Here is a 26,870-nt window from a genome sequence, read left to right as displayed (position 1 = left end):
GGCCATTCTGGTTGATGCCGTTTGGCATCAGCCGCCGGGCACTCAATCGTCCGGAAGGAAGTATGTGGTGCTGCCGTCGGCGCCCAGTTGCGCGATGCTGGCGGGGCGGCCCTGTGCATCCAAAGTGACCAGTCCGATGCCGGCTTGATTCCACAGTCGCTCGCCGTGGCTGGCTCCTTGCGGGTAGCGCGGGCGAATGTGCATGGGGCGGCGCTTGGTGAACCAGTTAAGCGGCGACGCCGGCGCATACAGCCAGCGGTTGAGACGGTCGAAGACATCCAGCAGACGCACCGGGAACTCGTTCTTGAGCCCGCTGCTGGTAATCTGCCACAGGCGTGGGCCGTGTCGGCGGTGGCGAATCTCGATATCGTAGACAAAGGAATAGTGCACGTCGCCGGAGAGAATCACGTAATTGCCGGGCGTGCGGGTATGACGAAAGATATTGAGCATGACGCTGGCCGCGCCGCGATGAGCCATCCAGTTTTCTGCATCCACCAGCAGTGGTTTGCCCATCAGCGTGAATAGGCGCTGTATCCCCTCGATCAATTTCACCCCGAACATCGGCGCCGGCGAGACCACGATCACCGAATGCTGTCCGAGCAGTGTCTGCTGGAGTTCACTCAAGGCTTCCCAGTCCATCAACCCCGAAGGATGATAGCGGTGGTGCTCGCTGCGCCAGCGGTGTGTACGAGTGTCGAGCACCACCAGGCGTGGCGTGGAGGGCAGTTGATAATGCCAGCGGTCGAAAGTGTACAACTGTTCGATGAGGGCGTCCTGGGTCTGGCAGTCGAGGCGTCCCTTGATGTCGCGGTGTTCGAACAGTGCTCCCAGCCTGGGCCATAACGAACGGAAGGCATCGGGGTCGTTGCCCCATCCCTGGCACAGCAGATACCCCAACAAGGCGTTGCCGATGATGCGTCGCGAAAACGGATGACCGTAGGCGGTTTCTTCCCAGGCGGCTGACAGGTTCCAGTCGTCGGTGACGTCATGATCGTCGAAGATCATCAATGTCGGTAGATGTGCCATCACGCGTGCGGCGCGCGGCAGTCCCTCGCGGAAGGCCGCGATGATCGAGGCCTCGGTGTCGAAGGTCTCGGTCAGGGGTTCGTCGAGCGCCGGACGCGCGATCTCGATCAGTGACCAGGGCGTTGGCGACCACGCCAGTAGGTACATGGCCATGACCTCGGCCAGCGTGATCAGGTGATTGTACGCGTTGCTGGTGGTGAAGACGGGTTTACGGACACCGCCGAAGAAGCGCTCGCGGAGCTTATCGTTGGCCTTGAAATCAGGCAGCAAGCGGTCGCGGCGATAATAGGTGTCGGCGTGAGCGTAGAGGCCATCGGCGTCATCGACGACCGCGCCCTGTACGCACTCGCCGAACAGCCCCAGGCGTTCAATGAGCGCGTGGATGGCGCTCAGCATCGGTCCCGCGACATCGTCGGCGTAGATCTGGTCGCCCGTCATCAACAGCGCTGCCGGCATGCGGGTAGGGGTATCACGCAAAGCCTCGACATGCGCGTCGGCACGGACCAGGCCGTCGCCGGCGGGATGATGCGGCTTGCGACACGAGCCGTGCAGCAATGCATCGAAGCGCGAGCGCAACACGAAGCGGGGACGGTCGGCACCGTCATGCAGCAGATGGGGCGCCCAGTCGGCGATGTTGCGTGATGTGTCATCGGCTGCCTCGGCTATGTGCAGGTCGTAGCCGATCGAACGATCGCAAGGCAGTGGCGTGGAGAGTGGCACGTCGATGAGGTGCAGCCATGCCCGCTCGCCCACCGGCAAGCGTCGGCACAGCGAACTATCCAGTACGAGACGCTGGCTCGGCGTTTTTGTGTCGTCGAGGTGCAGGGTCAATGTCAAATCGAGCGAACGCGACCCGACCAGCCAGATCACCAGGCGGTTGGGGAGTGCGCGACGCAGGATGGGACCGGCGAGAACGTCAGGTAAAGAGGCGGAAGACTGCTTCATGGACGCCAGCATAACGGGCGGTTGGCATGCCGTCATCAAGCGTCTCGCGGAAACGGTGCGCGACGTACCAGGAGGTCGGTCGCCGCCGATGTCACTGGCAAGCAGGCGCGGGCGGTTGTTTACTCCTCGGCTGCGCCTGCGTCATGCGCACTACGCAAGCAAGCGCGCACCTCAGCGTCGCTGGTCTGGTCGAAATGCCGGTACCACTGGCCCACCGAGGCAAAGTTTTCCGGCGCTGCCAGACATTCGATGTGATCGACCTCGGGACGCAGTGACGCGAGACTCTCGGGCGCGGCGACCGGTACGGCCAGGATGCAGTGCTCGGCGCCGAGTCGGCGCACTGCGCGAATCGCCGCGCGCATGGTTGCGCCAGTGGCAATGCCGTCGTCGACCAGCACCACTTGCCGGCCGGTGAGCGTCGGGTAAGCTTGGTTGCCGCGAAACGCGTGTTCACGACGTTCGAGTTCGTGACGCTCATGATCGATGACTGATTCGAGTCTCCGTTCGTCGAGCCCCATTCGGCGTATGAAGGGAGCGTCGAGTACCTGTACGCCATCGCTGGCGATGGCGCCCATGGCGAATTCCTCGTGACCGGGGACGCCCAGCTTGCGCACGACGATCACATCGAGTGCGACCCCTAGCGCGTGTGCGATTTCGGCAGCAACCGGGACACCGCCACGGGGGAGACCTAGCACGAGGGCCGAAGTGCCAACATGGCCCCGTAAGCGCTGGGCGAGGCGCTGGCCGGCGTCTCGACGGTCTTGCAGTGGTAGCTCTTGCTCTGTCATGACGTGCCTCATCGGATGGCGGGCAATTCCGAAGAAAGCATGGTCAATTTTGCGAGCCTGGGCCAACGCTGCGGGTCAACCAATCGGTGCGCGTCTCTGTTTGAATGCTCGGCGATCGTGCAGCGAGCGTTCGATGATGTCGATACCGGGACGATAATCGCCGGATGCCGCCTGCATGGCGCGGTGTAGTGCCAGCTCGGCGATGCGGTCATGGTGCTGGGGAAGCGAGTTGACCGCTACCGGCAAGAAGTCCAGCAGGCGGTCGTCGCCGAACGTAGCCAGACGCAGTTCTTCCGGTAGTCCCCCTTGTTCGAGCAACACATCGAAGACGCCATCGAGCAGCACATAGGATGCGGTGACCAGCGCATCGGGAATGCCGTGCTCGTCGATCAGGCGCCGCATGAGCGCCGCGCCGGTGGCACGGTCGTAGCGCGCACCGCTGAGCAATATCGGGTTGTCGAGAGACGCCTCGCGAACGGTCTCCAGAAAGCCCGCCCGCCGTTCCACGCTGATCGATAGTTCCGGCACCGCATCCAACCAAGCGATGCGCGCGACATCGGCGTCGAGCACCGAACGTGTCAGGGCGCCCGCGGCCTGGGTATTGTTGCTGACGACGCAGACCACGCGCTCCGGATCGAGTGTGCGGTCGAGCGCGATGATCGGTAGACCGCTCGCCATCAGGTCGGGATAGAACGGGTCGTTCATGGCCAGACTGCTGGCGACGATCAGGGCATCGCAGCGCTGGGCGCGCAAGGCGCGTGCCAGCTCGCGTTCGGTCTCCGGGTCATCATCCGAGCCGGCGATCAGTAGCTGATAGCCCAGGCGGCGCGCGCCATTCTCCAGGCGTTTGGCCAGGCGGGCATAACTGGTGTTCTCCAGATCCGGGACGATGAATCCCAGCGTGTGGCTCGCTCCCCGGCGCAGCGCCGCTGCCTGTGCATCGATGCGGTAATCGTGCTTGGCGACCACGGCCATGACGTGTGCCACCGTCTCGGGACGGATCCGCCGCTCGGCGGCCTGACCGTTGATCACGTAACTGGCGGTGGTGCGCGAGACGCCGGCCAGCCGAGCGATTTCTGCGAGAGTCATGGGTGAATTCCTTGAACGAACCGGTAACACAAAAGCGCCTATTCTAGAGGCTGACACGCCGTCTTGCTTGCCTGCCCCTGCGAAGGTCTAGTGTCGTGTGGCTTGATAAATCGCGATGAACGTTTCAGCATTGATTCCAAGATAGCTGACACGATTCAGCCCGTCACTTGAACTAACATGTCAAAAGTTGAATGGCCAGATTCAGCGACCGGTGATGTTGGCGCGCTAACGGCGTGACGAGATCAAGACGGGCGTGATCGTTGTCCTTACCCGACGAGCGGATGGCTCCGTTCCGGCGGCATTATGGAGAGTTCCATGCTGACATTGACAAGCGAAGACGTTCTGCTCGACCGGCGCGCCGAGGACTGGCGCGATGCTTTGAACCAGGCAGGCGAGTCCTTGGTCGAGGCCGGACGCGTGGCCCCCGGCTATCGCGACGGATTGCACGCGCGCGAGGCACAGTCTTCCACCTACCTGGGCAATGGCATTGCCATTCCTCACGGCACCCCGGAGAGTCGCGAACACGTCAAGAGTACCGGTGTGCGGGTACTGCAATTTCCCCATGGCATCGAATGGCATGACGGCCAACGCGTCACCCTGCTGGTGACGATCGCCGCGCAGAGCGATGAGCACCTCGATATTCTGCGCCAGTTGACGCATGTGCTTGATCGGGAGGGCGTGGCCGAGCGCCTGGCCGCTGCCGGCAGTCGTGAAGAGGTCATTGCATTATTGTCCAAGGCGCCGGTCGAGGCGCGTCTGGATGCCGATACGTTGTGCCTGGGGTTCCCTGCGCGTGACCGCTTCGAGCTGGCGCTGGCCGCTGCGGCGCGGTTGCGTCAGGTGGGTAGCGTGGATAGCAGCTTCGTGGCCGAGATCAACACGCTGGAGCCAGTGGCACTGGGTCAGGGGCTGTGGCTGGTGAGCAGTGCTCAAGGCGTCTTCACGCCGACGTTGGGCGTGGCCACGCCGGAACAGGCCTTCTCGGGACCCAAGGGTCCGGTCAATGCGGTGTTCTGTCTGGCGGCGCAAGGCGATGCGCATCGCGGTCTGCTCGAGCGTTTGGGTAGCCTGCTGGATGCCGGCGACGGCGAAAGCCTCGCCGATGCCGACGCTGCGACGCTGCTGGCGCGGCTTTCCGGTGAGTCCGCCGAAGCGGACACTGCGCGCGCGACGGTGCTCAACGCCCACGGGCTGCATGCGCGGCCGGCGAAGCAACTGGTGCAGGTTGCCCGACGCCAGTCCATGCCGGTCAAGGTGCGTCTGCTCGAGGGCAGTGCCGAGGCGGTCTCGGCGGCGAGTCTGACCAAGGTCATTGGGTTGGGGGCGCGGCGTGGACAGACGTTGGTGTTCTCCGCCGAGGGCGAAGGCGCCGGCGAGGCGCTGGAAGCCCTTGTCGCGGCCGTCAGGGATGGTCTCGGCGAGCACGTGACACCCCTTCAGGAGACATCGTTCGAAGCACCTGCCGCCACAGAAGAAGCTTCGCTGCCTGAGCCGCTGGAAGACGACGTCGCGCATCCCGCCGTGCCGGCGTCGCCCGGTCTTGCCATCGCGCCGGTCTTCGTGATGCGCACGCCGCGATTCGAGTACCCCGAACGTGCCGACGCTCTCGACGAAACCCGCCGCGGCGACAGTGTCGCGCAACTGGTGCGCCTCGACGCAGCGATCCAGGAAGCGGCTGAGCAGCTTCGCGCCTTGGTGCGGACCGCGCAGGGCGGCGAGGTCGCCGAGATACTGTCGATGCACGAGGAAATGCTCGACGATCCTGAATTGCGTGAAGCGGCGCATGAATCACTGAATACTGGCATGAGCGCTGAGGCGGCGTGGTGGTCGGCCATCGACACTGCCGCCCGTGCTCAGGAAAATCTCGCCGATCGTCTGCTCGCCGAGCGCGCCGCCGATCTGCGCGACGTCGGCCGACGCGTGCTGGGGATCCTGTGCGGCGTGCGACTGCCCACGCCGCCGGAGACGCCTTACATTCTGATCACCGACGATATCGGTCCTTCGGACGTCGCACGACTGGATACCAGCAAGGTACGCGGCCTTGTCACCGCACGTGGTGGGGCGACCTCGCACAGCGCGATTCTCGCTCGGGCGCTGGGTATTCCTGCGGTGGTGGGCGGCGGTGAGCGCGTGCTGACACTGACCAACGACATTGATGTGATCGTCGATGGTGAGCGTGGCCGCGTGATCCCGGCACCTTCGGACGAGCGCCGCTCGCGGACCGAGTTACGCCTGAAAGAGCATGAAATGCGCGAGCGCGAGGCCTATGCCGCGCGGCATGAGGAAGCGCGCACGCAGGACGGTCACCGTGTCGAAGTCGCCGCTAACCTGGGTAATACGGCCCACGCGGCGGATGCCGTCGAGCGTGGCGCCGAGGGTGTGGGGCTATTGCGCACCGAGTTCGTGTTCATGGCGCACCCCGAAGCGCCGGATCTGGATACCCAGATCGCCGAATATCGCCAGGCAATCGACGCCCTCGATGGCCGCCCGTTGGTCGCCCGCACGCTGGATGTCGGCGGCGACAAGCCGTTGCCTTACTGGCCGCTGCCGCCGGAGGACAACCCGTTTCTCGGCCTGCGCGGCATTCGTCTGGCACTGACTCGCCCCGAGGTGCTCGAGACGCAGTTGCGCGCCCTGCTCACCGCAGCGGGTGACCGGCCGTTGCGGATCATGTTCCCGATGGTCAAGGACATCGCCGAGTTCCGGGCCGCCCGTGAGATCTTCGACCGCGTGCAGGCCGAGGTGCAGGCCGGCGACGTGCAATTGGGGGTGATGATCGAAATTCCCTCGTGCGCGCTGCTGGCACCGAGTCTGGCTGCCGAGGTCGATTTCTTCTCCATCGGTACCAATGACCTGACCCAGTACACCCTGGCCATCGACCGCGGTCACGCCCAGCTCTCGGCCCAGGCCGACGGCCTGCATCCCGCAGTGCTGGCGCTGATTCGCATGACCGTCGAGGCCGCGCACGCCCAGGGCAAATGGGTGGGCGTGTGCGGCGAACTGGCCAGCGATGCCCAGGCGGTGCCCGTGCTGGTGGGACTGGGTGTCGATGAGCTTTCGGTCTCGGCGCGGCAGGTACCGATGGTCAAGGCGCGTCTGCGTGAGCTGACCCTCGAGACCGCGCGTCATCATGCCGATATGGCGCTGCGCCAGTCGACCAGCGATGCCGTGCGCGAAGCGCTGGAGGCCCTCTGATGGCGCGTGTGATGACCTTGACCCTCAATCCCGCGCTGGACCTGGCGATTCGTTTGCCTTCGCTCACGCTGGGGGCGGTCAATCGCACCGAGGCCACGCATCTCGAAGCGGCGGGCAAGGGGGTCAACGTTGCCCGGGTGCTGGCGGCGCTGGGTCATGAGGTGGTGGTCTCGGGCTTTCTGGGCGCGGACAACGACGGCGCCTTCGTGCGCGCTTTTGCCGACTGGGGGTTGGAAGACGCCTTTCTGCGCTTGCCTGGGGATACCCGTATCAACGCTAAGCTCGCCGAAGCCGAGGGCCGCGTCACCGATATCAATGGCCCTGGTCTCGAGGTGGCGCGCGATGACCTGGCGGCGCTTTATGCCGCGCTCGAAGCGCAGCTGACGGATGCCGCGAGATGCCCCGAAGCGGTGGTGATCGCCGGGAGTCTGCCGCCAGGCATGTCGCCTGGTGATCTGGCGGCCTTGATCGGCTGGCTGCGCGAGTATGACGTGCCGGTCTGGGTGGATACCAGCGGCGCGGCGTTGAACGCCGCAATTGCCGCCGTGCCCAGTGCCGTCAAACCCAACGAGACAGAATTGGCCGAGTGGGCGGGTGAGCCGCTGGAAGACGCCGCGTCGCGCCTGGCCGCCGCCACGCGCCTGCACGCGTCAGGCATCGAGCACGCCCTGGTGTCGCTGGGCGGGGAGGGCATGCTGTGGGTCGGCCCCGAGGGGGCCTGGCAGGCCACGCCGCCGCGCGTCGAGGTCGCGAGCACGGTGTGTGCCGGCGATACGTTGCTCGCGGCGATGCTCCACGGTCGGCTCGCAGGTCTCACGGCCGAGGCCATCTTGCGCCTGGCGACGGCGCTATCCGCCGAGGCGGTTCGTCATGTCGGGGTGGGCGATGTGCATGCCCCGGATCTAGACCAACTCCAACAAAATACGTGCGTGCGTCGGCTCGACGAAAACGCGAGGGAGGACTCATGAAAGCGATCCTTATCACGGCCTGCCCGAGTGGCGTGGCGACGACGTTTCTGGCGGCCCGACGCCTCGAGCAGGCCGCCCGACGTCGCGGTTGGCAGGTTACGGTGGAAATGCACGGCGAGCTCGAGCCGCCACAGCCGGTGTCCGAGGCGGACGTGCGCGATGCCGAACTTGTCATCGTGGCCGCCGACCATGTGCCCGATGCATCCCGCTTCACGGGCAAGCGCCTGTTCCAGGCACCCATCGCCGAGGCGCTGCCCGACCCGGATGCCTTCCTGTCACGGGCCGAGCGCGAGGCCGAGCCCTTCGTCGGCGCTGACACAGAGGCGCCGCAAGCGGCATCCACAGGCACCGCCGGAACCGGCGATGATCAAGGCCAACGCATCGTCGCGGTGACGGCATGCCCCACCGGGGTTGCGCATACCTTCATGGCGGCCGAGGCGCTGGAGGAGGCCGGACGCAGTCTTGGACATCACATCCGCGTCGAAACTCAGGGCTCGGTCGGGGCGCAGAACCAGCTCAGCGAGGCGGACATCGCCGCCGCTGATGTGGTGCTGCTGGCCTGCGATATCGAGGTCGACGACGAGCGCTTCGCAGGCAAGCGGATCTACCGGACATCGACGGGCAATGCCCTCAAGAAGGCCCGACAGACCGTTCAGGAAGCCCTCGCCGAAGCCGCCGTGGAGCGCCAGAACGGTGCTGCCGCGTCGTCTGGCGAAAAAAGCACCGGCAAGGGCAAGAGCGTCAAGGACAAAGGGGTCTACAAGCACCTGCTGACCGGTGTCTCGTTCATGCTGCCGATGGTGGTTGCCGGCGGCTTATGTATCGCTCTCTCGTTCGTGTTCGGTATCGAGGCCTTCAAGGAAGAGGGCACCCTGGCGGCGGCCCTGATGCAGATCGGTGGTGATGCCGCCTTTGCCTTGATGGTGCCGGTACTCGCCGGTTATATCGCCTATTCCATCGCCGACCGACCCGGGATTGCACCCGGCATGATCGGGGGGATGTTGGCCAGTAATATCGGTGCCGGGTTCATCGGGGGCATCCTTGCCGGTTTCCTTGCCGGGTACGCCGCCAAAGCGATTACCCAGTATCTCAAGCTGCCGGCGAGTGTGGAATCTCTCAAGCCGATCCTTATCATTCCCTTGCTGGCGAGCTTGTTTACCGGCCTGGTGATGATCTATGTGATCGGCACGCCGGTGGCTGGGCTGCTTGATGCGTTGACCAATTTCCTCGATAGCATGGGCTCGACCAATGCCGTACTGCTGGGACTGCTGCTCGGTGGAATGATGTGCGTCGATATGGGCGGGCCGGTCAACAAGGCGGCGTATACCTTCGGCGTGGGCCTGCTGTCGACCGAAACCTATGCGCCCATGGCGGCCATCATGGCGGCGGGGATGGTGCCGCCGCTGGCGATGGGGATCTCCAGCATGCTGGCCAAGCGCAAGTTCGATCAGACTGAACGTGAGGGGGGCAAGGCGGCCTTCGTGCTGGGGCTTTGCTTCATTACCGAAGGTGCGATTCCCTTCGCCGCCAAGGACCCGTTGCGCGTATTGCCGGTCTGCATCATCGGTGGGGCGATCACCGGGGCCTTGTCGATGTACTTCGGCATTCAACTGATGGCGCCACATGGTGGGCTGTTCGTGCTGCTGATCCCGCACGCGGTCAACTTCGCGCTGTTGTACCTGCTCGCTATCGCAGTGGGCGCGGTCATCGCCGGGGTGGCGTATGCGCTTATCAAGCCTGGGGCTTCCGCCGTGCCGGTCGAAGAGAACGCGACGGTTTGAGTACCCGTTTGACTGATACATCCGCCGCATGAGGATGCCAACGCAAGGAGCGCCCCCAGGGGCGCTCCTTTTGCATGAGCAGACGTTATCAGTGGCAACGCAATGGCACGGTGTCGCCAATAGCAAGGGGCGCATCGAGTGATGCGCCCCTCACCTAGCTTATGCCTCGAACTTAGCGGTTGCCAAGATTACTCCGGCGGTTGCTCGGGACTGTCCGGCATGGTCACGTGACCGGGTGTTTCCCGGTTCAGGTGCAGGAAGTGGAGATGGCGTTCGTACTGATCGAGAATATCCTCGATGACCTGCTCCTTGTTGTAACCCATCAGATCATAGCCCTGGCTGCCTTCGAGGAGGTAGACCTCCAGGCGATAGTAATGGGCATTGTCCTGTTGGGCGCGAAGTGCGAACGAAGGCGTAGCGAAGCGTCGCGGCCAGACCTGATAAGTGAAGCTCTGCTCATCGCCGAGGCTGACATTGAGGGCGAGGTGTGACTCGTCGCCTTCCTTCTCGTCGACCTCGACCTTGACGCCTTCCTGGCCGATGGCCTGGCTGACCTCTTGCATTGCCGGTTTGGCCACGTCATCAAGGAAGCGCCGGGCCTGCTTGCTGTTCGGGAAGCTCATTGCCCGGCTGAGGCGTAGGCGCCATCCGCGCGGTGTGCGTTCGCCGACAGTCGTGCGACTGGAAAGATGTCCTGCGAGACTGGTGCGATGACTATCTTCCTTGAGACCTTCCACGCGCAGTGCCTTGAGTAAGCCCGCCATCATGAAGAACAGCACGATGGAGAAGGGCAGGCCGGTGATTACCACCACGCTCTGCAATGCCGACAAGCCACCGGCCATCAGCAACGCCAGGGTCAAAAGCCCGATCACGCAAGCCCATAGGATGCGCATCCAGATCGGCGCGTCGTTGTTGACGTCCTTGAGCTTGGAGGTGAAGTTGGACAGTACCAGTGCCCCAGAGTCGCCGGAGGTCACGAAGAATACGATGGCCAGAATGGTGGTGATGATGGTCGTCAGCCCCGTCCATGGCAATGATTCGAGGAACAGGTAGATGGACGACTCTGGCGTGTTCATTGCCGCTTGGCCGAAGTCCGTGGCGCCATTCATGACCATGTCAATGGCGCTATTCCCCATGATCGACATCCACGCCATCATGAATACCAGCGGCAACATCAGCGTGCCGGCGACGAATTCACGAATCGTGCGACCGCGCGAGATACGTGCCAGGAACAGCCCCACGAACGGCCCCCAGGCGATCCACCAAGCCCAGAAGAAGATCGTCCAGCCGTTGAGCCAGGCGGTGGGCGGGTCGAAGGCGTAGGTATTCATCGATAGGCTGATGAAGTCGGAGAAGTAGTCGCCGACGTTGAGGACGAGCGCATTGAGCAGGAACAATGTCTTGCCACTGAAGAGTACGAACAAGAGCAACAGCAGCGCCAGCAGCATGTTGAACTCGGATAGGCGACGAATGCCCTTTTCCACCCCGGTGACGGCGGATATCGTGGCGAAGAACACGATCATGACCACCAGCGCGGCCTGCACCAGGGTGTTCTCGGGAATCGAGAACATATAGTTAAGGCCAAAGTTGAGCTGGATGACCCCAATTCCCAGGCTGGTGGCGATACCGAAGACGGTGCCTAGCACGGCGGCGATATCCACGGTGTGACCGATAGGGCCATGGATCTTCTTGCCGATGATCGGATAGAGCGCGCTGCGAATGGTCAGCGGCAGATTGTGCCGATAACTGAAGAAGGCCAGCGACATGCCTACCAGGGTATAGATTCCCCAGCCGGAAAGGCCCCAGTGCAAGAAGGTCAGCTGCATGGCATGGCGCGCAGCTTCTACCGTGTTGGCGCCTCCCTCCGGAGGGGCGAGGAACTGCGATACCGGTTCGGCGATACAGAAAAACAGCAGGTCGATGCCGATCCCTGCCGAGAACAGCATTGCCGCCCAGGAGGCCATGTTGAAGTCGGGCTTGGAGTGGTCGGGCCCCAACTTGATCTTGCCGAAGCGTGACAGGCCGATGGCGATCACGAACACCAGATAGGCAACCACGGCAAGGAAGTAATACCAACCGAAGGTGTCGGAGATCCAGCCAAGCACGGTATTGATGATGCCGCTGGCCGAGTCTGTGAAGAACATCGTCCAGAGTGCGAAGAGCACGATGCCGATCACCGAGCCGAAAAAGACCACCGGGTTGAGGCGGTCGCGACTGACGTCGTCTGTGTGTTGTGGATGCATGAGCGATCCTCTAGTTGTGTTTTAGCACGGCGGTAGCGAGAAGTGGCGCGCTTTCCTGCACTATTCCCACTTGCATGAAAAGTGATCTGGTCATGTGTGAGGCGCCACTGCCCCTGTGGAAACGGCGCACCCCGCGAGCTTCTAGGTAGCGGATCCCTGGCCGCTGCCGAGAAACGCGACGGGCTTGGTTGTGCGTCACGTTCCGTTGGAGATGCACGTCGCATGACTACCAATGGAATGAATCTTTTTTATTGATTGATTGTTCAATAAAAATACTTGGTTATGTATCGTCTTTCAACCGCTAGGGACAATCACTGCACCGTTCGGCTAATGGCTCGTCGCGGCCGGTACCTCTATGATCACGGCATGTATTCCAATTGACACATACGTTTGAATGATAAACGTCTGAACGATGAAGGTGAGCCATGTCTTCCTATGCCGCGCCGTTACGCGATCTTCGCTTCGTCCTCGAGGAGCTCCTCGAGCACCGCTCGCTTCGTCTACCCGAGTATCAAGAGCTTTCAGAGGATCTGGTCACTGCCATCCTCGACGAGGCTGCACGCTTGGCCGGTGAGGTGTGGGCACCACTCAATCGTCGTGGCGATGAACAAGGGTGCCGCCTGGTAGAAGGTGAAGTGCACACGCCGGCGGGCTTCGCCGAGGCCTATCGTGCCTTCGTCGAGGGCGGGTGGAACGGCATCGGCAGCGATCCTGCTCATGGCGGGCAGGGTCTGCCGGAGGTCGTCGCCAGCGCGGTGCAGGAAATGTGGCAAGCCGCCAACATGGCGTTGGCGCTGTGCCCGCTATTGACGGCGGGGGCCGTCGAAGCACTGGCCCAGCATGGCAGCGAGGCACTCAAGGCGCGCTATCTGGAAAAGCTGGTCAGTGGCGAGTGGACGGGCACCATGAACCTCACCGAGCCACAGGCCGGCTCGGATTTATCGGTGGTTCGTACGCGGGCAGTGCCGGAAGGCGAGCACTATCGCATCAGCGGCCAGAAGATATTCATCACCTGGGGCGAGCATGACTGCGCCGACAACATCATCCACCTGGTCCTCGCTCGTCTGCCGGATGCCGCCGAGGGCAATCGCGGTATATCGCTGTTTCTGGTGCCCAAGTTCCTGGTCGATGAACAGGGGCATCTGGGAGAGCGCAATGATGTGAGCTGCGTGTCGCTGGAGCATAAGCTAGGCATTCATGGCTCGCCGACCTGCATGCTCAGCTTCGGCGAACACGAGGGCGCCATCGGGTATCGGGTCGGCGAACCCGGCCGCGGGCTTCAACACATGTTCACGATGATGAACGCGGCGCGCCACAAGGTGGGTATTCAAGGTATTGGCGTGGCCGAGCGATCTTATCAGCAAGCGCGTGCGTATGCCGCCGAGCGCGTGCAAGGCCGCACGCCCGAAGCGCGCGGTGGCCGCCCCGCCGTGCTCAGCGAGCACTTTGATGTGCGCCGTATGCTGCTGTCGATGCGCGCGCGCCTGGAAGCCCTGCGGGCTCTGGCCTTGCTCTCGGCTAGCGAGATGGACCGTGCTCGGCATGCGCCCACGGCGGACGGAAGGCAACGCGCCCAGCAGCGGGTCGATCTCTACACGCCGGTGGTCAAAGCCTTTTCTACCGACCAGGCGGTAGACATCGCGTCGCTTGGCATTCAGGTACATGGTGGCATGGGGTATATCGAAGAGACCGGCGCCGCGCAGCATCTACGCGATGCACGCATCGCGCCTATCTATGAAGGCACCAATGGCATTCAAGCGCTCGACCTCGCCGGTCGGAAGATCTACCGCGATGGCGGTGCCGCCTTGGGTGGCGTGCTCGACGAGGTCGCTGCTTGCGCCGATGAACTTACCGCCGATGCTGATCTCGCTAACTTGGGTGTGTCGCTGCATCAGGGCGTGATGGATCTACGCCGGGCGGTGGCGATCGTGCTGGCGCGGGGCGATGATGCCGCGCGCGGCGCCGACGCGCTCCAGGCCCTGGCGACACCATTGCTGGCGTTGACCGGTCATGTGTTGTGTGCCTGGCAGATGGGGCGTGCGGCACTGATCGCGCAGGCGGCGCTGGCAACCGGGAGTGACGATGCCTTCTATCAGGCCAAACTGGCCAGTGCGAATTTCGTCTTGCGCCAGTGGCTACCCATGGGGAGAGCGCATCTTGCCGCGATCGAGGCCGATCCGGGCGTGTTCGACGAAGCGTGGTAAAGCGGGGTCTTCAGCGGGCCGGGTCGATGGTGCCGCCCAGCGAGGTGTTGCGGCGGAACCAGCCGGCGATGCTGGCGCGTGGGGCCTGGGTAGGCAGCACCTCGTGGGGGATGCGGTCGGCGAGAAAACACACGAAAGTGCCGAGTTCGGGATGTATCCGCGCGATTTCACGCTCGGGGGCGTCGGGGTCGAACAACGCCATTTCGCCGCCATGCGTTGTCGTCCATGCGGGATTGAGATACAGCACAGTCGAGATGATGCGGTTGCTGCGGCCGCGAAAGCTGTCGAGGTGCTTTTTGTAGAAGGCACCGGGCGGGTACAAGGCAAAGTGCGCCTCGAACTCGAAAAGCCCCAGATAGAGCTCTCGATTGATGGCCTGCTGCAAGAATGTCATGACCGTCAGGTATTGGCGCTGGGCCCGGCTTTCGCGATCCAGCCAATGAATGGCATCACCTCGAACATCGCGTTTGATACGGTGCGCCTGGCCGCGGCCGATGCCGGCTTCGTCGAGATGCGAGCGTGCCTTCAGCGTCTGCAATTCCGCCTGCAAGGTGTGGCATAGCGCGGTATCGATGAAGCGTTCGCCGACGAACCAGCCCTGCGTGACCAGCGCATCAAGCAGCCGGGGTAACGCGGCCATGTCGAGGTAGTCGGCGGGGTTAGATTGCGACATGCAGAGAGGGTCCAGTGCAGGTTTCAAGGCCGTGGCGGGGGTGGTGCGGGCAGATGACGCAACGGACTACCGAGGGGCGCACGGTCGAGGCTGATGGGGCGCGCGAACCCCACCGCCAGCAGTTCGACCAGCATCATCGCCGACAGCCCCCATATTACATGATTGGCGTAGGCGTAGCTGGGCACATAATAGGTGTACTCGCCGTGACGGATGACATCCGTGTGGCTGCGGCGATCCTCTAGGAACCACGCCAGCGGCACCTCGAAAATGGTATCCAACTCATTATGGTCCGGTCTCAAGGGGAGGCCGGGCGGAATCAGGCCGACGAATGGCGTCACGCAGATGCCGTGGCGCGAGGTGACATCGCTCAGCCGGCCGAGGAGCGCGACGTGCGCGGGCGGCAGGGCGATCTCTTCGTGTGCTTCACGCAAGGCCGTGGCCCACAAGTCGGCATCCTCGGGCTCGACCTTGCCGCCGGGAAACGCGACCTGCCCGCCATGCTGCGCGAGATGACCAGCGCGACGTGTCAGTACGAGCGTGGGCTCGTGGCGCTCGACGATCGCAAGCAGCACTGCGGCTCTCGGCATGTCGGCGCGCAATTGCCGTGGTCGATGCGCTTGCAGGCGTTCGCGCAGAGTCTCTAACATGTTGCTTTTCACCTAATGGGGCGCCGTATCGCTCGCCCGAGGACGACCATGAATTTCTGTAGCCATTGTGGCCAAACCGTGCGCTTCGCGATTCCCGAGGGCGACGATCGCAGGCGTTTTCTCTGCGATGCCTGCGGCACCATTCATTACCAGAACCCGCGTATCGTAGCCGGTACCTTACCGGTAGCGGGTGAGCGCGTCTTGTTGTGCCGGCGTGCCATCGCACCTCGTATGGGCTACTGGACGCTGCCCGCAGGTTTCATGGAAAACGGCGAAACCACATCCCAAGCCGCCATGCGCGAGACACGCGAGGAAGCCTGCGCCGACGTCGACCTCGAGGGCCTTTATACGCTCATCAACCTGCCGCACATCAACCAGGTCTACATGATCTTCCGTGGCGCACTGCGCGGCGACTATGCGTCCGGTCCCGAGAGTCTCGAAGTGGCGCTGTTCGAGGAAGCCGAGATCCCCTGGCACGAGTTGGCTTTCCCCACCATCGAACGCACCTTGCGCCACTATTTCGACGATCGCCGCGGCGGTGATTATCCGCTTCACGTGAGCGATATCACCGCCGAGGACCGCGAGCGTTATTTGGGCAGTGCGTAAGCGACTCGCGCAAGCCTAAGCTGTATCTGACACACTGGCGAGCGACGGTCAGTTTCCGTACACAATCTAGATATCTACCAGACGCCACGCTTCATACGCCGGCTCCTCGTAGGGGTGAGCCAGTTTGAGCGCCGCCACGGCGGCTTCTAGATGATCGTCGTCGCAGACCAGTTCGACCTTCAATTCTGTGACATGAGTGAGCGCGCCGACCTGGCCGATATGCGGGTCGGCGCCGTCGCGCGGGCGAAACTGGCCTTGTCCAGGCGTTTGGAAGCAGCAGGCCTCGTAGTCGCCGATGCGCCCGGCACCGGTGGCGAACACGGCTTCCTTGACGCTTTCGGCATCGTCCACAGGAACGAAAAACGCGAGTTTGTACATGGGCGGCTCCTTGGCATCGTCGGTCAGACGCGCGGCGAAGGCTCGCCGCGCGGACTGCGCGGGTGCCTTGATGATGGCATAATGCCGAGCAGCTGTCGGTCCAGGACGGAACCAACGATGTTGAAGTGGATATGCATTGCACTAGTGGTACTGATCGTTCTACTGCAGTATCACCTGTGGTTCGGTGAGGGGGGAGTGCTCGAACTCAACCATATTCGTCACCGTGCCGATGTGCTCGAGGAGAAAAACGAGCGTCTACAAGCGCGCAACGACCGCTTGGCGGCGGAAGTGATCGACCTCAAGAACGGACTCGATGCCATCGAGGAGCGGGCGCGCAGTGACCTGGGCATGGTCCGCCGTGACGAACAGTTCTTCTGGGTCCCCGGCGTGACCGCCGAGCGCTCCATTCTGGAGCAAAGCGCGACCGCGCTGCAGGGTGATCCCGAGAAAGCGGCGGCGATGCCCGAGGAGGCCGCACCGTGAGTCGACTTTGGCTAATCGTGCCGGCGGCGGGGCAAGGCCGTCGCATGGGCGCTACCTTGCCCAAGCAGTATCTCGAGATCGCGGGCCGTCCGGTGCTGGCGCATACGTTGGCGCGTCTGCATGACGCCTTTCCGAACGCGGCTCTGCGCCTGTGCCTTGATGCCGACGATGCCCGCTTCTCGCCCGAGTGGGTGCCTTTCGCCGACTGGCAGCGGGTGCCCGGCGGGCAGGAGCGCGCCGATTCAGTGGCCAATGCGCTGGCCTCGCTCGAGGGTAGCGCGGCGGACGCTGACCTGGTGCTGGTCCACGATGTCGCGCGGCCTTGCGTGGCGCTTGAGGACTTGCGTCGCCTGCGCGGGGTGCTGGAAAGCTCGCCCGACGGGGGGCTGCTGGCAGCGCCGGTGGCCGACACCATGAAGCGCGCCGATGCCGATGGGCACGTCGTGCATACCGTGTCGCGCGAGGGGCTATGGCATGCCATGACGCCGCAAGGTGCTTCCTATCGCGTGCTGTGTCGGGCCTTCGCGCATGCCCGTGACACGCGTGTGGCGCTCACCGACGAGGCCTCAGCACTCGAGGCGCTGGGCCTGGCACCGCGCTTGGTGCCCGGCCGCCGGGATAATCTCAAGATCACGCACCCCGAGGATTTTGCCCTCGCTACGCGGCTTCTCAGCGAGGCCGCCTGGGATTCCACGATTTCCGACGAGACTTGCTCATGACGTTACGTATTGGTCACGGTTTTGACGTGCACCGCTTCGGCGATGGCGATCACCTGATGATCGGCGGCGTGCGCATCGCGCATACGCATGGCTTCATTGCCCATTCGGACGGCGACGTTCTACTGCATGCATTGTGCGATGCTCTGCTCGGCGCCTGCGGCCTGGGCGATATCGGCCATCATTTTCCCGATACCGACGCAGCCTGGGCCGGTGCCGACAGTCGTGAATTGCTGTGCCGGGTACACGAGCAGTTGATCGCCTCGGGCTATCGGATCGTCAACCTGGATACCACCGTCATCGCTCAGGCGCCGCGCCTCGCCGACCACATCGCGCTGATGCGCACGCGTATCGCCGAGACGCTGGGAATGGAGAAAGACGCGGTCAACGTCAAGGCGACCACCAGCGAGCGGCTTGGCTTCACCGGGCGCAAGGAAGGCATCGCCGCCGAGGCCGTGGTGCTACTGGCACGCGCGGATGCGACATGATCGATATGTCGCTTTGGCCACCCGACTGGCCCCGCGCCCATGGCGAGCCACGGGCGTCGGGCGAGTTTCGCATGACGCCCGATGACTTCCTCGTCGAGGAGGTGTTTGATTTTGCGCCGGAAGGACAGGGCGAACACCTCTGGCTGTGGATCGAGAAGCGCGATTTGACCACGCCGGAAGCCGTCAAGCATGTGGCGCGGGTGTGTGGTGTGCGCCCGCGCGACGTGGGATATAGTGGCCTCAAGGACCGCGTCGCGGTCACCCGCCAATGGCTCTCGGTGCACTTGCCGGGGCGTGATGCTCCCGAGGCGTTCCGCGCCCAACTGAGCGATGTGGGGATCGTGGTGCATGATGCACAACGCCATCCACGCAAGCTCAAGCGCGGCGTGCATCGCGCTAACCGTTTCACGCTTCGCCTGAGTGGCGAAGTTGCATCGCATCCCGATCTGGCGCGCCGTTGGCGGACTCTGTGCGAAGACGGTGTGCCCAATTACTTCGGGCCGCAACGCTTCGGCCGCGAAGGACGCAATCTGGTGCTTGCCCAGAAAGCCTTCGCACGCGGTTGGCGCAAGCGTGACGATCCGCATGGCATGCAGCTTTCCGCAGCGCGCAGCTTCCTGTTCAATGAGGTGCTGGCTGCGCGTCTGCGCGCGCAGACCTGGCGAACCCCGCGTCCCGGCGATGTGCTGGCGTTGGCGGGGACGTCCAGCCGTTTTGTGGCCGACGACATCGATGCCACCTTGCATGAACGCGCCGCGCGCGGCGACGTCACCCCCACCGGTCCCTTGTGGGGGCGCGGGCGTCTGGAGAGTGGTGCGGAGGTGGCAGCGGAAGAAACGCGGCTCGCGATGCAACATGAAACGCTGACGCAGGGACTGGAAGCGGCCGGCGTGCGCTTGGATCGGCGTGCGCTATGCGTGCCGCTTGACGCACCGTCGCTGACCCATGAGACCTCTGACCGGATGACACTCGGTTTCGGCTTGCCGCGTGGTGCCTTCGCCACCTCGGTATTGCGTGAATTGATGCACCACCCGTTGCTGTGAAGGGATACCGGCTATCAGACAAGCAAGAGGATAGATATGCGCAAGTTACTGTTATCCAACGATGATGGCGTCCATGCGCCGGGGCTACGCGCGCTTCATGATGCGCTCTCGGCACATGGGCGCCTGCGTGTGGTGGCCCCGGACCGCGACAAGAGCGGGGCCAGTAACTCGCTGACGCTGACGCGCCCCTTGTCGTTGACGGCGCTCGACAACGGCTTCTATTCGGTCGACGGCACGCCGGCCGATTGCGTGTACCTGGGGGTTAACGGCGTCTGGGACGAGAAGCCAGACTTGGTCATCTCGGGAATCAACCATGGCGGCAACCTGGGCGATGACGTGTTGTATTCGGGTACCGTGGCCGCCGCGATGGAAGGACGCAATTTAGGCATGGCGGCGATTGCCGTCTCCTTGTGTGGCGAGCGCTATTTCGAGACGGCTGGGCGTGTCGCGTCAACCCTGGTGGGGGCGGCGGAGTCGCTGTCATTGCCGCCGCGGAGCCTGCTCAACGTCAATGTGCCGGACGTGCCCTGGGAGGACATCCAGGGTGTGCGAGTGACGCGCATGGGATATCGCGGGCCTGCGGCCCAGCCGATGAAGGTGAAAGATCCGCGTGGCCGTGAGCGTTATTGGATTGCCGCCGTCGGCGATAACGCCGATGATGGGGCGGACACCGATTTCGCGGCCATCGAAGCGGGATTCGTATCGATCACACCCCTTCAGACCGATCTAACGCGGCATGCCGCGTTGGACGACGTACGGAACTGGCTGGATGCATTGTCAAACGCCTGATACTCACGATATGTACCGATTCGGTGGCATTGGCATGACCTCGCAGCGTACTCGCAATCGACTGATACGCCGCCTGCAAGCAGGTGGTATTCGCGATACCCGGGTGCTCGACGTCATGGCGCGCGAACCGCGTCACGTCTTTCTCGACGAGGCGCTGTCGCACCGCGCTTATGAGGATACCGCCTTGCCGTTGGGTCATGGCCAGACGCTTTCGCAGCCGTGGATCGTGGCGCGGATGACCGAACTGGTGTTGGCCGCGCAACCGCGACGCGTGCTGGAGGTAGGGACCGGCTCGGGCTATCAGACGCTGATTCTGGCGCGTCTTGTCGAGTCGGTATGCAGCATCGAACGCATCGGGGCGCTGCATCGCAGAGCCGCCTCTCGCCTGGCCATGCTGGGCGTCTATAACGTGCGCCTGCGCCATGAAGATGGCGGGCATGGATGGCCACAGGCCGCCCCCTTCGATGTCATCCTCTTCACTGCCTGTGCCAGCGTACTCCCCCAGGAGCTATTGTCTCAGTTGGGTGATGGGGGAGAACTGATCGCACCGCTTGAGGATGAGGCGGGCCGCCAATGGCTGACACGCGTGCGGCGCCGCGGCACCACATTCGAACGAACACGACTTGAACGCGTCAGATTCGTACCGCTATTGGAAGGGGTCATACAATGAAGCGTTATCTGACGCTTTTCTTCAAAGGCGCCGGGATGGGCGCTGCGGACGCAGTCCCCGGAGTTTCCGGCGGCACCATTGCTTTCATCACCGGCATCTACGAAGAGTTGATTGACTCGATCAAGCAGTTCGGCCCCCGCGCCTTCGGAGTGTGGCGTCGTGGCGGTCTGACGGGGCTCGTGAAGTATCTCAATCTGGCGTTTTTGCTGCCCTTGCTGCTGGGGATCGTGGCGAGTCTGGTGAGTGTCGCGCATCTCGTCACCTGGCTGCTGGACCATCACCAGTTGCTGCTCAATGCCTTCTTCTTCGGATTGGTGCTGGCCTCGGCCATCGTCGTGGGCCGACAGATCGGTGATTGGCAGTGGCGGCATGCCTTTCCCTTGATTCTAGGTGTCTGCGCAGCGTTGTGGCTGCCCAGCCTGCTGCCGGCACCCAGCGAGGCCAGTCAGTGGATATTGGTGGTGGGCGGCGCCATTGCCATCAGTGCGATGCTGTTGCCGGGCGTCTCGGGGAGTTTTCTATTATTGGTGATGGGGCTTTACGGGACGGTCATGGAAGGCATCAAAAGCGTCGACCTGTCCCTGATCGCGACCTTCGGGGCGGGCTGCGTCATCGGCTTGATGGTTTTCTCGCGCGTACTCTCATGGCTTTTTCATCACTACCGAGTGGGGACGCTCTTGACCCTGGTCGGCTTCATTCTCGGTTCATTGCCACAACTCTGGCCATGGCGCGAACTCGCCAGCTACCGCCTTGCCGGCGATGGCAAGATCGTGCCGCTCGATTATCGCTATCTCATGCCTTCGGACTACAGCGCGATTACCGGTGAACCAGCCCACTTGTTGGCGGCGATCGCTCTGATGATCGCCGGCCTGGTGCTGGTCATGGTGATCGGTGAACGCAGTCCTTCCCCCTTTCAGGAGGATCGAACTCATGTCTGACTCTCGTCGACTACTGCCTGCGCTGGGACTCGTGGCGCTGGGCCTGGCGGGGTGTGTAAGCTCCAGCGGCGCTCCCCAGGTGCAGGACCTTTCGGTCAGCCGTAACAGCGCCCCCCCGAGTACGTATACCGTGAAGTCGGGCGATACCCTGTACGGCATCGCCTGGCAGAACAATCTCGATTTTCGTGACTTGGCGCATCTCAACGGCATCACGCCTCCCTATCGCATCGAGCCAGGGCAGACGTTGCGCTTGACGTCCGAAGGTAGCCCCGAGGCGTCCTCAAGTGCGTCGCCGTCAGGGGCATCTTCGGATGAGATGACAGCCGCGGTGACAACTCCGCTGGGCGGTGGAAACACGTCCAGCGGTGCTGGCACTGACGATGACTGGCTGGCACCGGCGGAGAGTTCATCACCGTCATCTCGCGAGCCGGATGGCGTCGCTACCGATCCACAGGCTGTAGAGGCTGCTTCCAAGGTCGGCGGCGTTGGTGCGCCGGGGCCGGTCTACGACGCGGAAGATGCGACCGACTCTGCAGGAGATGGCACAGACACCCGTAAGGTCCCGGATGCGTCATCCGTCAGTGACGCGCCGCAGGAGACGGCAACCGACAAAGCGTCCCGTCAGGGCGATGAGAGCGGTACGACAGGCGGTACGTCGTCTGCCGCCACCAGCGGTGACAGTGATGCCGGCACGCGCGTTGCCGGCGAGAGCAAGGCGGCTACCGATCGTTCGCAACGCGAGTACCAGCCGGTTGATAATGTCGCTTGGCAGTGGCCCACCCAGGGCGATGTCGTCAGCGGCTTCGATGATGAATCCAGCGTGACGGCTGGCATTGATATCGCCGGGGAAAAGGGGCAACCTGTCAAGGCAGCGGGACCGGGCATCGTGGTGTATGCCGGCAGTGGCGTCCGTGGATACGGCAACCTCATCATTCTCAAGCATAACGACCATTTTCTGAGTGCTTACGCGCATAACGACACATTGCGCGTGGAGGAAAACGATGTTGTCGAAGCGGGAGACGTCATCGCCACCATGGGCGACACCGATGCCGATCGCGTTAAATTGCATTTCGAGGTGCGCCAGGACGGCCAGCCTCAAGACCCAATGGAGTACCTGCCGTCGCGTTGAGCGCGGTAGGGCTCGGACCCTGAACATGCGCACAACAATAAACGGGTAGTCCGCCATGGCCGGTGGCTCGCGCCCCGGCTGTGGTCATCAAATCGGCAGCAGTAAAGTGGGGTATCGGATATGAGCATGCTGGAGCGGGATATTCAGGGTGTGGATCTTGACGACGTTGACAACGAAGTGGAAGTCGATGCCGCAGAGGTCACTCGTGACAAGGATGACGATGCGTTTGAGAAAGCGCTGAACCGTGATGACAACACTTACCACCAAAGCCTCGACGCTACCCAGATCTACCTCAACGAAATCGGCTTTTCGCCGCTTTTGACCCCCGAAGAAGAAGTGCACTACGGGCGCCTGGCTCAGAAGGGCGACCCTGCCGGACGCCAGCGCATGATCGAGTCCAATCTGCGTCTGGTGGTCAAGATAGCCAGACGTTACCTCAATCGTGGATTGTCGCTCCTTGATTTGATCGAGGAGGGTAATCTGGGCCTAATTCGGGCCGTGGAGAAATTCGATCCCGAGCGAGGTTTTCGCTTCTCGACCTATGCGACCTGGTGGATTCGACAGACCATCGAGCGGGCGCTGATGAACCAGACACGCACGATCCGCCTGCCTATCCATGTGGTCAAGGAACTCAACATTTATCTGCGCGCCGCACGCGAGTTGACGCAACGGCTCGACCACGAAGCCACGGCCGAGGAAATCGCCGAGTTTCTGGACAAGCCGGTGGGCACTGTCAAGAAGATGCTTGGGCTCAACGAGCGGGTGTCGTCGGTCGACTATCCGATGGGCGGCGAGAGCGACAAACCCTTGATCGACACGCTGGCCGATGAAAATGAAGCAGGACCCGAGTCGTTGCTGGTCGGCAACGATGTCAAACAGCACGTCGACGACTGGTTGGCGGAACTGACCGACAAGCAAATGGAAGTCGTCGTGCGTCGTTTCGGTTTGCGCGGACATGAAGCTGCGACTCTCGAGGATGTCGGCGCGGAAATCGGGCTCACGCGCGAGCGGGTACGTCAGATTCAGGTCGAAGCGCTGAAAAAACTGCGCCGAGTACTGGAGAAGCAAGGGTTGTCGTTGGACTCGATCTTCGAATGACACGTCGGGCATGAAGGACCATATGGCCCTTCATGCCTGCAACCTGTCACAGCAATGACGTGTTTTCCCACTATCCTTGGTACTTGCATATTCTCCTGATACATTGATCTGAAGCAATACATGCGGCATTGTATGTAACCTCGATGCCTCCTGTAGGCGGTGACGCTGCCGGTGGGCGAGTCTGTGATCAGCTCGCCCCCGAGAAAATCAGTGAAAAGCAAGTCAGTCAAAAGTACGTTCATCAAAAGGACGTGCGTCAAAAGAAAGGAACCCAAGCCGATGTCCTCTCGAGAGCCGTCATCGCCGAAATTTCGGTTGCGTTTATTGCCGGTGTTGATTGCCGCTGCCGTCACTTCTCAGGCGCATGCCGCCGATTTGTGGACGATCACGCAGGATGCCTTGCAGAACAACGCTACCCTGGACGCCTCGCGGTCGACCTTCCAGAGTGTCGAGGCGGGACGTGACGTGGCACGTGGCAGCTTGTTGCCGCAGATCGACGCGACTGCGCAGGTGGCGCACAACAACACGTTAGAGAGTCAGGAGGGCGGTACCCAGAGTGGTTTAGGGAACTCCGAGGATAGCTACAATTCCACTAGTGCCAGCCTCGAATTGACCCAAGCGCTGTACGACGCGGCGAGCTGGGCTTCGCTGGAGATCGCCAAACGCGAGACTGATCAGCAAGCGCTTTTGTTGCAAGCGGATCGTCAGCAGCTTCTTTACGATGTCGCCTCGGCGTATTTCGAGATTCTACGTGCCTATGAGGTGCTCCAGGCACGCATTGCGCAAGAAAAAGCCATCAAGCGCCAACTCGACCAGGCGAAGGAACAGTTCGATGTCGGGTTGGTGGCCATTACCGATGTCAACGAGGCCCGGGCGTCGTACGATCTGGCTCGTGCGCAGCGTATATCCGCCGAAAATGACCTGCAGGTTAGTTTCGAGGCGCTACAGCGATTGACCGGCAAGCGTTATGACAGCATCGAAATGCTCTCGGAAGACATTCCTATCGAAACCCCTGAGCCTGCGGCACGTGATAAGTGGGTTCGTATGGCGATCGCCAATAATCCTAGTGTGCAAGCAGCGCAGGCAGCGGTGAATGTCTCGCAAGCCGAGGTCGATCAGGCTCAGGCCGGCCACCTGCCGACACTATCGGCCTTCGCCAATTATAACTATTCGGATAGTGATCAGGATTATCTCAATGGCCATAATGAAGGCACTGAGGTCGGCCTCCAGGCCTCGCTGCCTATCTACAGCGGTGGCGCGACCAGTGCTCAGGTGCGTCAGCAGACCTATTCGCTGGAAGCCACACAATATGATTTCGAAGCTCAGCGTCGCGACACCACCCAGCAGGTACGCTCGCTGTTCACGCAGGTCATGAACGATGTCGAAAGCGTCGAGGCTCAGCGGCAGGCGATCATTTCCAACCGGAGCGCACTGGAAGCGACGCGTTCAGGCTACGAGGTGGGAACCCGCAATATCGTCGATGTGCTCGATGCCGAGCAAAGCCTCTATCAAGCGATTGCCGATTACGCCGACGCGCGCTACACCTACGTGACCGACATGGTGGCGCTGCGTCAGCAGGCAGGTATGCTCGATCAACAGGTGATTCGTGAGCTCAACGAGTGGCTGCGGGAGACTCAGACAGTGAAGCTTCGTTTGCCCGAAGACGGCGGCATGAGTCAGATAGAAGACATTGGCAAGCGACCCACCATGGGGCCGTCGGCCACGCCCTGAGGCGAGTTCGAGACGCGCCATCCGTTACGCCGCACCTTTCCTTTGGGGGTGCGGCGTTTTGCATCGTGCCGCGCGCCACGCCGCGCGAGCGGGTAGAATAATGCGCTGCTTATCGCCTTGTGAGGAGGAACGTTTGCCATGTCCCGGCCGTTGGTCGCCGATATCGACCTGGGCGCCTTGCGCCACAATTATCGTCTCGCCTGTGAGCAAGCGCCTCAAAGCCGCGCGGTAGCCGTCCTCAAAGCGGATGCTTACGGCCATGGTTCGGTAGAGTGCGCCCACGCCCTGGCCGATATAGCGCCCGCGTTTGCCGTCGCGAGTCTCGAGGAAGCAGTCGCGCTGCGCGACGCGGGAATTGCCCAGCCGATCATGCTGCTGGAGGGGGTCTTCGATGCCGAGGAGTTGCCGCTCATCGACGCGCACCGGCTATGGATCGTCGTGCACAGCGACTGGCAGCTCGACGCTTTGTTGGCATTTCGGCCACGAACGCCGATTCCCACCTGGCTCAAGCTGGACTCGGGCATGCATCGTCTAGGGTTCGCGCCGGAGGCTTTCGTGGCGCGCTGGCAGCGCCTGAAGGCGGCACCGACCCAGGCCACCGATCTGCACTTGATGACGCACTTCGCCACCGCCGATGCGCTCGATCCGGCGTATTTTCGCCGCCAGATGGCGTGTGTCGAGGCGCTGCGTCAGCAGCTTGAAGCACCGGTCTGCCTCGCCAATTCGCCGGCCACGCTAGCCTGGCCCCAGGCGCATGGCGATTGGAACCGTCCGGGGGTCATGCTCTACGGCAGCGACCCGCTGGAAGGTGCCAATGACGCCAGCCGCGCCCTCAAGCCGGTGATGACCTTGCGCTCAGAACTCATAGCGGTACGTGAATTGGCGACGGGGGAGGCAGTCGGCTACGGGGGACGTTGGCGGGCGATGCGCCCCTCGCGTATCGGTGTGGTCGCCTGTGGCTACGGTGATGGCTATGATCGTCACGCCCAAGACGGCACGCCAGTACTCGTCGAGGGGCGGCGTGTACCACTCGTCGGCAAGGTGTCCATGGATATGCTGACGGTCGATCTCACCGACGTATCCGAGGCGGATGTCGGTAGTCGGGTCGTGTTATGGGGCGAAGGGCTACCCGTCGACGAGGTGGCGCGTTATTGCGATACCATCAGTTATACGTTGCTGACCGGCATACTGCCCCGTGTCCCGCGCCGTTATCGGGCTGCCGACACAGTATAAAAATCCGCT

Annotated in this window: 23 protein-coding genes; 16 read left to right on the top strand and 7 right to left on the bottom strand. The window is 62.7% G+C overall.

What is annotated here, in order from left to right; all coding sequences use genetic code 11:
* Positions 1 to 42: 42 nt before the first annotated feature.
* From RVY79_RS01055 to cra, 3 genes are all read right to left on the bottom strand, one after another.
* On the bottom strand, positions 43 to 1,971 hold the full coding sequence (locus RVY79_RS01055; protein ID WP_317462187.1) for an alkaline phosphatase family protein: 1,929 nt from the start codon (positions 1,969 to 1,971) through the stop codon (positions 43 to 45).
* 119 nt (positions 1,972 to 2,090) lie between these two features.
* Positions 2,091 to 2,759, bottom strand: coding sequence for a phosphoribosyltransferase (locus RVY79_RS01050; protein ID WP_317462186.1), 669 nt, complete (start codon positions 2,757 to 2,759; stop codon positions 2,091 to 2,093).
* Positions 2,760 to 2,834: 75 nt separating this feature from the next.
* Positions 2,835 to 3,848: a catabolite repressor/activator gene (gene cra / locus RVY79_RS01045; RefSeq protein ID WP_317462185.1), complete on the bottom strand. Its 1,014-nt coding sequence runs from the start codon at positions 3,846 to 3,848 to the stop codon at positions 2,835 to 2,837.
* Between the two features lie 315 nt (positions 3,849 to 4,163).
* Between cra and ptsP the strand changes: the two genes are divergently transcribed.
* Genes ptsP through fruA form a run of 3 tightly spaced genes read left to right on the top strand, consistent with a single transcriptional unit; the run spans position 4,164 to position 9,792 of the window.
* Complete coding sequence (gene ptsP / locus RVY79_RS01040; RefSeq protein WP_317462184.1) at positions 4,164 to 7,043, top strand: phosphoenolpyruvate--protein phosphotransferase; 2,880 nt, start codon at positions 4,164 to 4,166, stop codon at positions 7,041 to 7,043.
* Positions 7,043 to 8,011 (top strand): 1-phosphofructokinase, encoded by a 969-nt coding sequence (pfkB, locus tag RVY79_RS01035; RefSeq protein ID WP_317462183.1) that lies wholly within the window; start codon positions 7,043 to 7,045, stop codon positions 8,009 to 8,011. The genes ptsP and pfkB overlap by 1 nt, the downstream gene beginning before the upstream one ends.
* Positions 8,008 to 9,792 (top strand): PTS fructose transporter subunit IIBC, encoded by a 1,785-nt coding sequence (gene fruA, locus RVY79_RS01030; protein WP_317462182.1) that lies wholly within the window; start codon positions 8,008 to 8,010, stop codon positions 9,790 to 9,792. Before pfkB ends, fruA begins: the two co-directional genes overlap by 4 nt.
* 188 nt (positions 9,793 to 9,980) lie before the next feature.
* Here fruA and RVY79_RS01025 read toward each other — a convergent pair whose 3' ends face one another.
* Complete coding sequence (locus tag RVY79_RS01025) at positions 9,981 to 12,035, bottom strand: choline transporter (RefSeq protein ID WP_317462181.1); 2,055 nt, start codon at positions 12,033 to 12,035, stop codon at positions 9,981 to 9,983.
* Positions 12,036 to 12,460: 425 nt separating this feature from the next.
* Between RVY79_RS01025 and RVY79_RS01020 the strand changes: the two genes are divergently transcribed.
* A complete protein-coding gene (locus RVY79_RS01020) occupies positions 12,461 to 14,239 on the top strand; it encodes an acyl-CoA dehydrogenase (RefSeq protein ID WP_317462180.1) in 1,779 nt (592 codons plus the stop codon).
* Positions 14,240 to 14,249: 10 nt separating this feature from the next.
* Here RVY79_RS01020 and RVY79_RS01015 read toward each other — a convergent pair whose 3' ends face one another.
* Together RVY79_RS01015 and RVY79_RS01010 are read right to left on the bottom strand one after the other, a co-directional pair.
* Positions 14,250 to 14,912 carry a 2OG-Fe(II) oxygenase gene (locus RVY79_RS01015; protein WP_317462179.1) on the bottom strand — a complete coding sequence of 221 codons (663 nt, stop codon included), beginning with the start codon at positions 14,910 to 14,912 and terminating at the stop codon, positions 14,250 to 14,252.
* A 23-nt stretch (positions 14,913 to 14,935) separates the two neighbouring features.
* Complete coding sequence (locus tag RVY79_RS01010) at positions 14,936 to 15,559, bottom strand: CoA pyrophosphatase (protein WP_317462178.1); 624 nt, start codon at positions 15,557 to 15,559, stop codon at positions 14,936 to 14,938.
* A 48-nt stretch (positions 15,560 to 15,607) separates the two neighbouring features.
* On the opposite strand from RVY79_RS01010, the gene RVY79_RS01005 reads away from it, so the two are divergent.
* Positions 15,608 to 16,165 (top strand): NUDIX hydrolase, encoded by a 558-nt coding sequence (locus RVY79_RS01005; protein WP_317462177.1) that lies wholly within the window; start codon positions 15,608 to 15,610, stop codon positions 16,163 to 16,165.
* Between the two features lie 66 nt (positions 16,166 to 16,231).
* On the opposite strand, the gene RVY79_RS01000 is transcribed toward RVY79_RS01005, so the two are convergent.
* Positions 16,232 to 16,543, bottom strand: coding sequence for an NGG1p interacting factor NIF3 (locus RVY79_RS01000; RefSeq protein WP_317462176.1), 312 nt, complete (start codon positions 16,541 to 16,543; stop codon positions 16,232 to 16,234).
* Between the two features lie 117 nt (positions 16,544 to 16,660).
* Between RVY79_RS01000 and ftsB the strand changes: the two genes are divergently transcribed.
* The 11 genes from ftsB (at position 16,661) to alr (ending at position 26,861) form a co-directional block, all read left to right on the top strand.
* Complete coding sequence (gene ftsB, locus RVY79_RS00995) at positions 16,661 to 17,026, top strand: cell division protein FtsB (protein ID WP_317462175.1); 366 nt, start codon at positions 16,661 to 16,663, stop codon at positions 17,024 to 17,026.
* Positions 17,023 to 17,745 (top strand): 2-C-methyl-D-erythritol 4-phosphate cytidylyltransferase, encoded by a 723-nt coding sequence (gene ispD / locus RVY79_RS00990; RefSeq protein ID WP_317462174.1) that lies wholly within the window; start codon positions 17,023 to 17,025, stop codon positions 17,743 to 17,745. The genes ftsB and ispD overlap by 4 nt, the downstream gene beginning before the upstream one ends.
* On the top strand, positions 17,742 to 18,230 hold the full coding sequence (gene ispF, locus RVY79_RS00985; protein ID WP_317462173.1) for a 2-C-methyl-D-erythritol 2,4-cyclodiphosphate synthase: 489 nt from the start codon (positions 17,742 to 17,744) through the stop codon (positions 18,228 to 18,230). Before ispD ends, ispF begins: the two co-directional genes overlap by 4 nt.
* Positions 18,227 to 19,273 (top strand): tRNA pseudouridine(13) synthase TruD, encoded by a 1,047-nt coding sequence (truD, locus tag RVY79_RS00980; protein ID WP_317462172.1) that lies wholly within the window; start codon positions 18,227 to 18,229, stop codon positions 19,271 to 19,273. Before ispF ends, truD begins: the two co-directional genes overlap by 4 nt.
* 36 nt (positions 19,274 to 19,309) lie before the next feature.
* Positions 19,310 to 20,062 (top strand): 5'/3'-nucleotidase SurE, encoded by a 753-nt coding sequence (gene surE, locus RVY79_RS00975; RefSeq protein WP_317462171.1) that lies wholly within the window; start codon positions 19,310 to 19,312, stop codon positions 20,060 to 20,062.
* Positions 20,043 to 20,732: a protein-L-isoaspartate(D-aspartate) O-methyltransferase gene (locus RVY79_RS00970; RefSeq protein ID WP_317462170.1), complete on the top strand. Its 690-nt coding sequence runs from the start codon at positions 20,043 to 20,045 to the stop codon at positions 20,730 to 20,732. The genes surE and RVY79_RS00970 overlap by 20 nt, the downstream gene beginning before the upstream one ends.
* Complete coding sequence (locus tag RVY79_RS00965; protein WP_317462169.1) at positions 20,729 to 21,670, top strand: DUF368 domain-containing protein; 942 nt, start codon at positions 20,729 to 20,731, stop codon at positions 21,668 to 21,670. The genes RVY79_RS00970 and RVY79_RS00965 overlap by 4 nt, the downstream gene beginning before the upstream one ends.
* Entirely contained in the window at positions 21,663 to 22,799 is a 1,137-nt protein-coding gene (locus RVY79_RS00960) for a peptidoglycan DD-metalloendopeptidase family protein (RefSeq protein ID WP_317462168.1), read from the top strand. Before RVY79_RS00965 ends, RVY79_RS00960 begins: the two co-directional genes overlap by 8 nt.
* A 120-nt stretch (positions 22,800 to 22,919) precedes the next feature.
* The gene (gene rpoS / locus RVY79_RS00955; RefSeq protein ID WP_317462167.1) at positions 22,920 to 23,897 is read left to right on the top strand and encodes an RNA polymerase sigma factor RpoS; all 978 of its coding nucleotides are present in this window, start codon (positions 22,920 to 22,922) and stop codon (positions 23,895 to 23,897) included.
* A gap of 279 nt (positions 23,898 to 24,176) precedes the next feature.
* A complete protein-coding gene (locus RVY79_RS00950; RefSeq protein WP_317462166.1) occupies positions 24,177 to 25,628 on the top strand; it encodes a TolC family outer membrane protein in 1,452 nt (483 codons plus the stop codon).
* Positions 25,629 to 25,766: 138 nt separating this feature from the next.
* Positions 25,767 to 26,861, top strand: coding sequence for an alanine racemase (alr, locus tag RVY79_RS00945; protein ID WP_317462165.1), 1,095 nt, complete (start codon positions 25,767 to 25,769; stop codon positions 26,859 to 26,861).
* Positions 26,862 to 26,870: the final 9 nt, after the last annotated feature.

Origin of the sequence: Chromohalobacter sp. HP20-39 (genome assembly GCF_033052815.1) — a bacterium.
Lineage (GTDB): Bacteria > Pseudomonadota > Gammaproteobacteria > Pseudomonadales > Halomonadaceae > Chromohalobacter.
Note: the sequence above shows the minus strand (reverse complement) of the source record. Positions and strands in the feature narration are given on the sequence as shown.

Bases quoted from the DNA above. Each gene is read 5' to 3' on its own strand.
- RVY79_RS01055 (WP_317462187.1), bottom strand. From the start codon at position 1,971: ATGAAGCAGTCTTCCGCCTCTTTACCTGACGTTCTCGCCGGTCCCATC.
- RVY79_RS01050 (WP_317462186.1), bottom strand. From the start codon at position 2,759: ATGACAGAGCAAGAGCTACCACTGCAAGACCGTCGAGACGCCGGCCAG.
- cra (WP_317462185.1), bottom strand. From the start codon at position 3,848: ATGACTCTCGCAGAAATCGCTCGGCTGGCCGGCGTCTCGCGCACCACC.
- ptsP (WP_317462184.1), top strand. From the start codon at position 4,164: ATGCTGACATTGACAAGCGAAGACGTTCTGCTCGACCGGCGCGCCGAG.
- pfkB (WP_317462183.1), top strand. From the start codon at position 7,043: ATGGCGCGTGTGATGACCTTGACCCTCAATCCCGCGCTGGACCTGGCG.
- fruA (WP_317462182.1), top strand. From the start codon at position 8,008: ATGAAAGCGATCCTTATCACGGCCTGCCCGAGTGGCGTGGCGACGACG.
- RVY79_RS01025 (WP_317462181.1), bottom strand. From the start codon at position 12,035: ATGCATCCACAACACACAGACGACGTCAGTCGCGACCGCCTCAACCCG.
- RVY79_RS01020 (WP_317462180.1), top strand. From the start codon at position 12,461: ATGTCTTCCTATGCCGCGCCGTTACGCGATCTTCGCTTCGTCCTCGAG.
- RVY79_RS01015 (WP_317462179.1), bottom strand. From the start codon at position 14,912: ATGTCGCAATCTAACCCCGCCGACTACCTCGACATGGCCGCGTTACCC.
- RVY79_RS01010 (WP_317462178.1), bottom strand. From the start codon at position 15,559: ATGTTAGAGACTCTGCGCGAACGCCTGCAAGCGCATCGACCACGGCAA.
- RVY79_RS01005 (WP_317462177.1), top strand. From the start codon at position 15,608: ATGAATTTCTGTAGCCATTGTGGCCAAACCGTGCGCTTCGCGATTCCC.
- RVY79_RS01000 (WP_317462176.1), bottom strand. From the start codon at position 16,543: ATGTACAAACTCGCGTTTTTCGTTCCTGTGGACGATGCCGAAAGCGTC.
- ftsB (WP_317462175.1), top strand. From the start codon at position 16,661: ATGTTGAAGTGGATATGCATTGCACTAGTGGTACTGATCGTTCTACTG.
- ispF (WP_317462173.1), top strand. From the start codon at position 17,742: ATGACGTTACGTATTGGTCACGGTTTTGACGTGCACCGCTTCGGCGAT.
- truD (WP_317462172.1), top strand. From the start codon at position 18,227: ATGATCGATATGTCGCTTTGGCCACCCGACTGGCCCCGCGCCCATGGC.
- surE (WP_317462171.1), top strand. From the start codon at position 19,310: ATGCGCAAGTTACTGTTATCCAACGATGATGGCGTCCATGCGCCGGGG.
- RVY79_RS00970 (WP_317462170.1), top strand. From the start codon at position 20,043: ATGCATTGTCAAACGCCTGATACTCACGATATGTACCGATTCGGTGGC.
- RVY79_RS00965 (WP_317462169.1), top strand. From the start codon at position 20,729: ATGAAGCGTTATCTGACGCTTTTCTTCAAAGGCGCCGGGATGGGCGCT.
- RVY79_RS00960 (WP_317462168.1), top strand. From the start codon at position 21,663: ATGTCTGACTCTCGTCGACTACTGCCTGCGCTGGGACTCGTGGCGCTG.
- rpoS (WP_317462167.1), top strand. From the start codon at position 22,920: ATGAGCATGCTGGAGCGGGATATTCAGGGTGTGGATCTTGACGACGTT.
- RVY79_RS00950 (WP_317462166.1), top strand. From the start codon at position 24,177: ATGTCCTCTCGAGAGCCGTCATCGCCGAAATTTCGGTTGCGTTTATTG.
- alr (WP_317462165.1), top strand. From the start codon at position 25,767: ATGTCCCGGCCGTTGGTCGCCGATATCGACCTGGGCGCCTTGCGCCAC.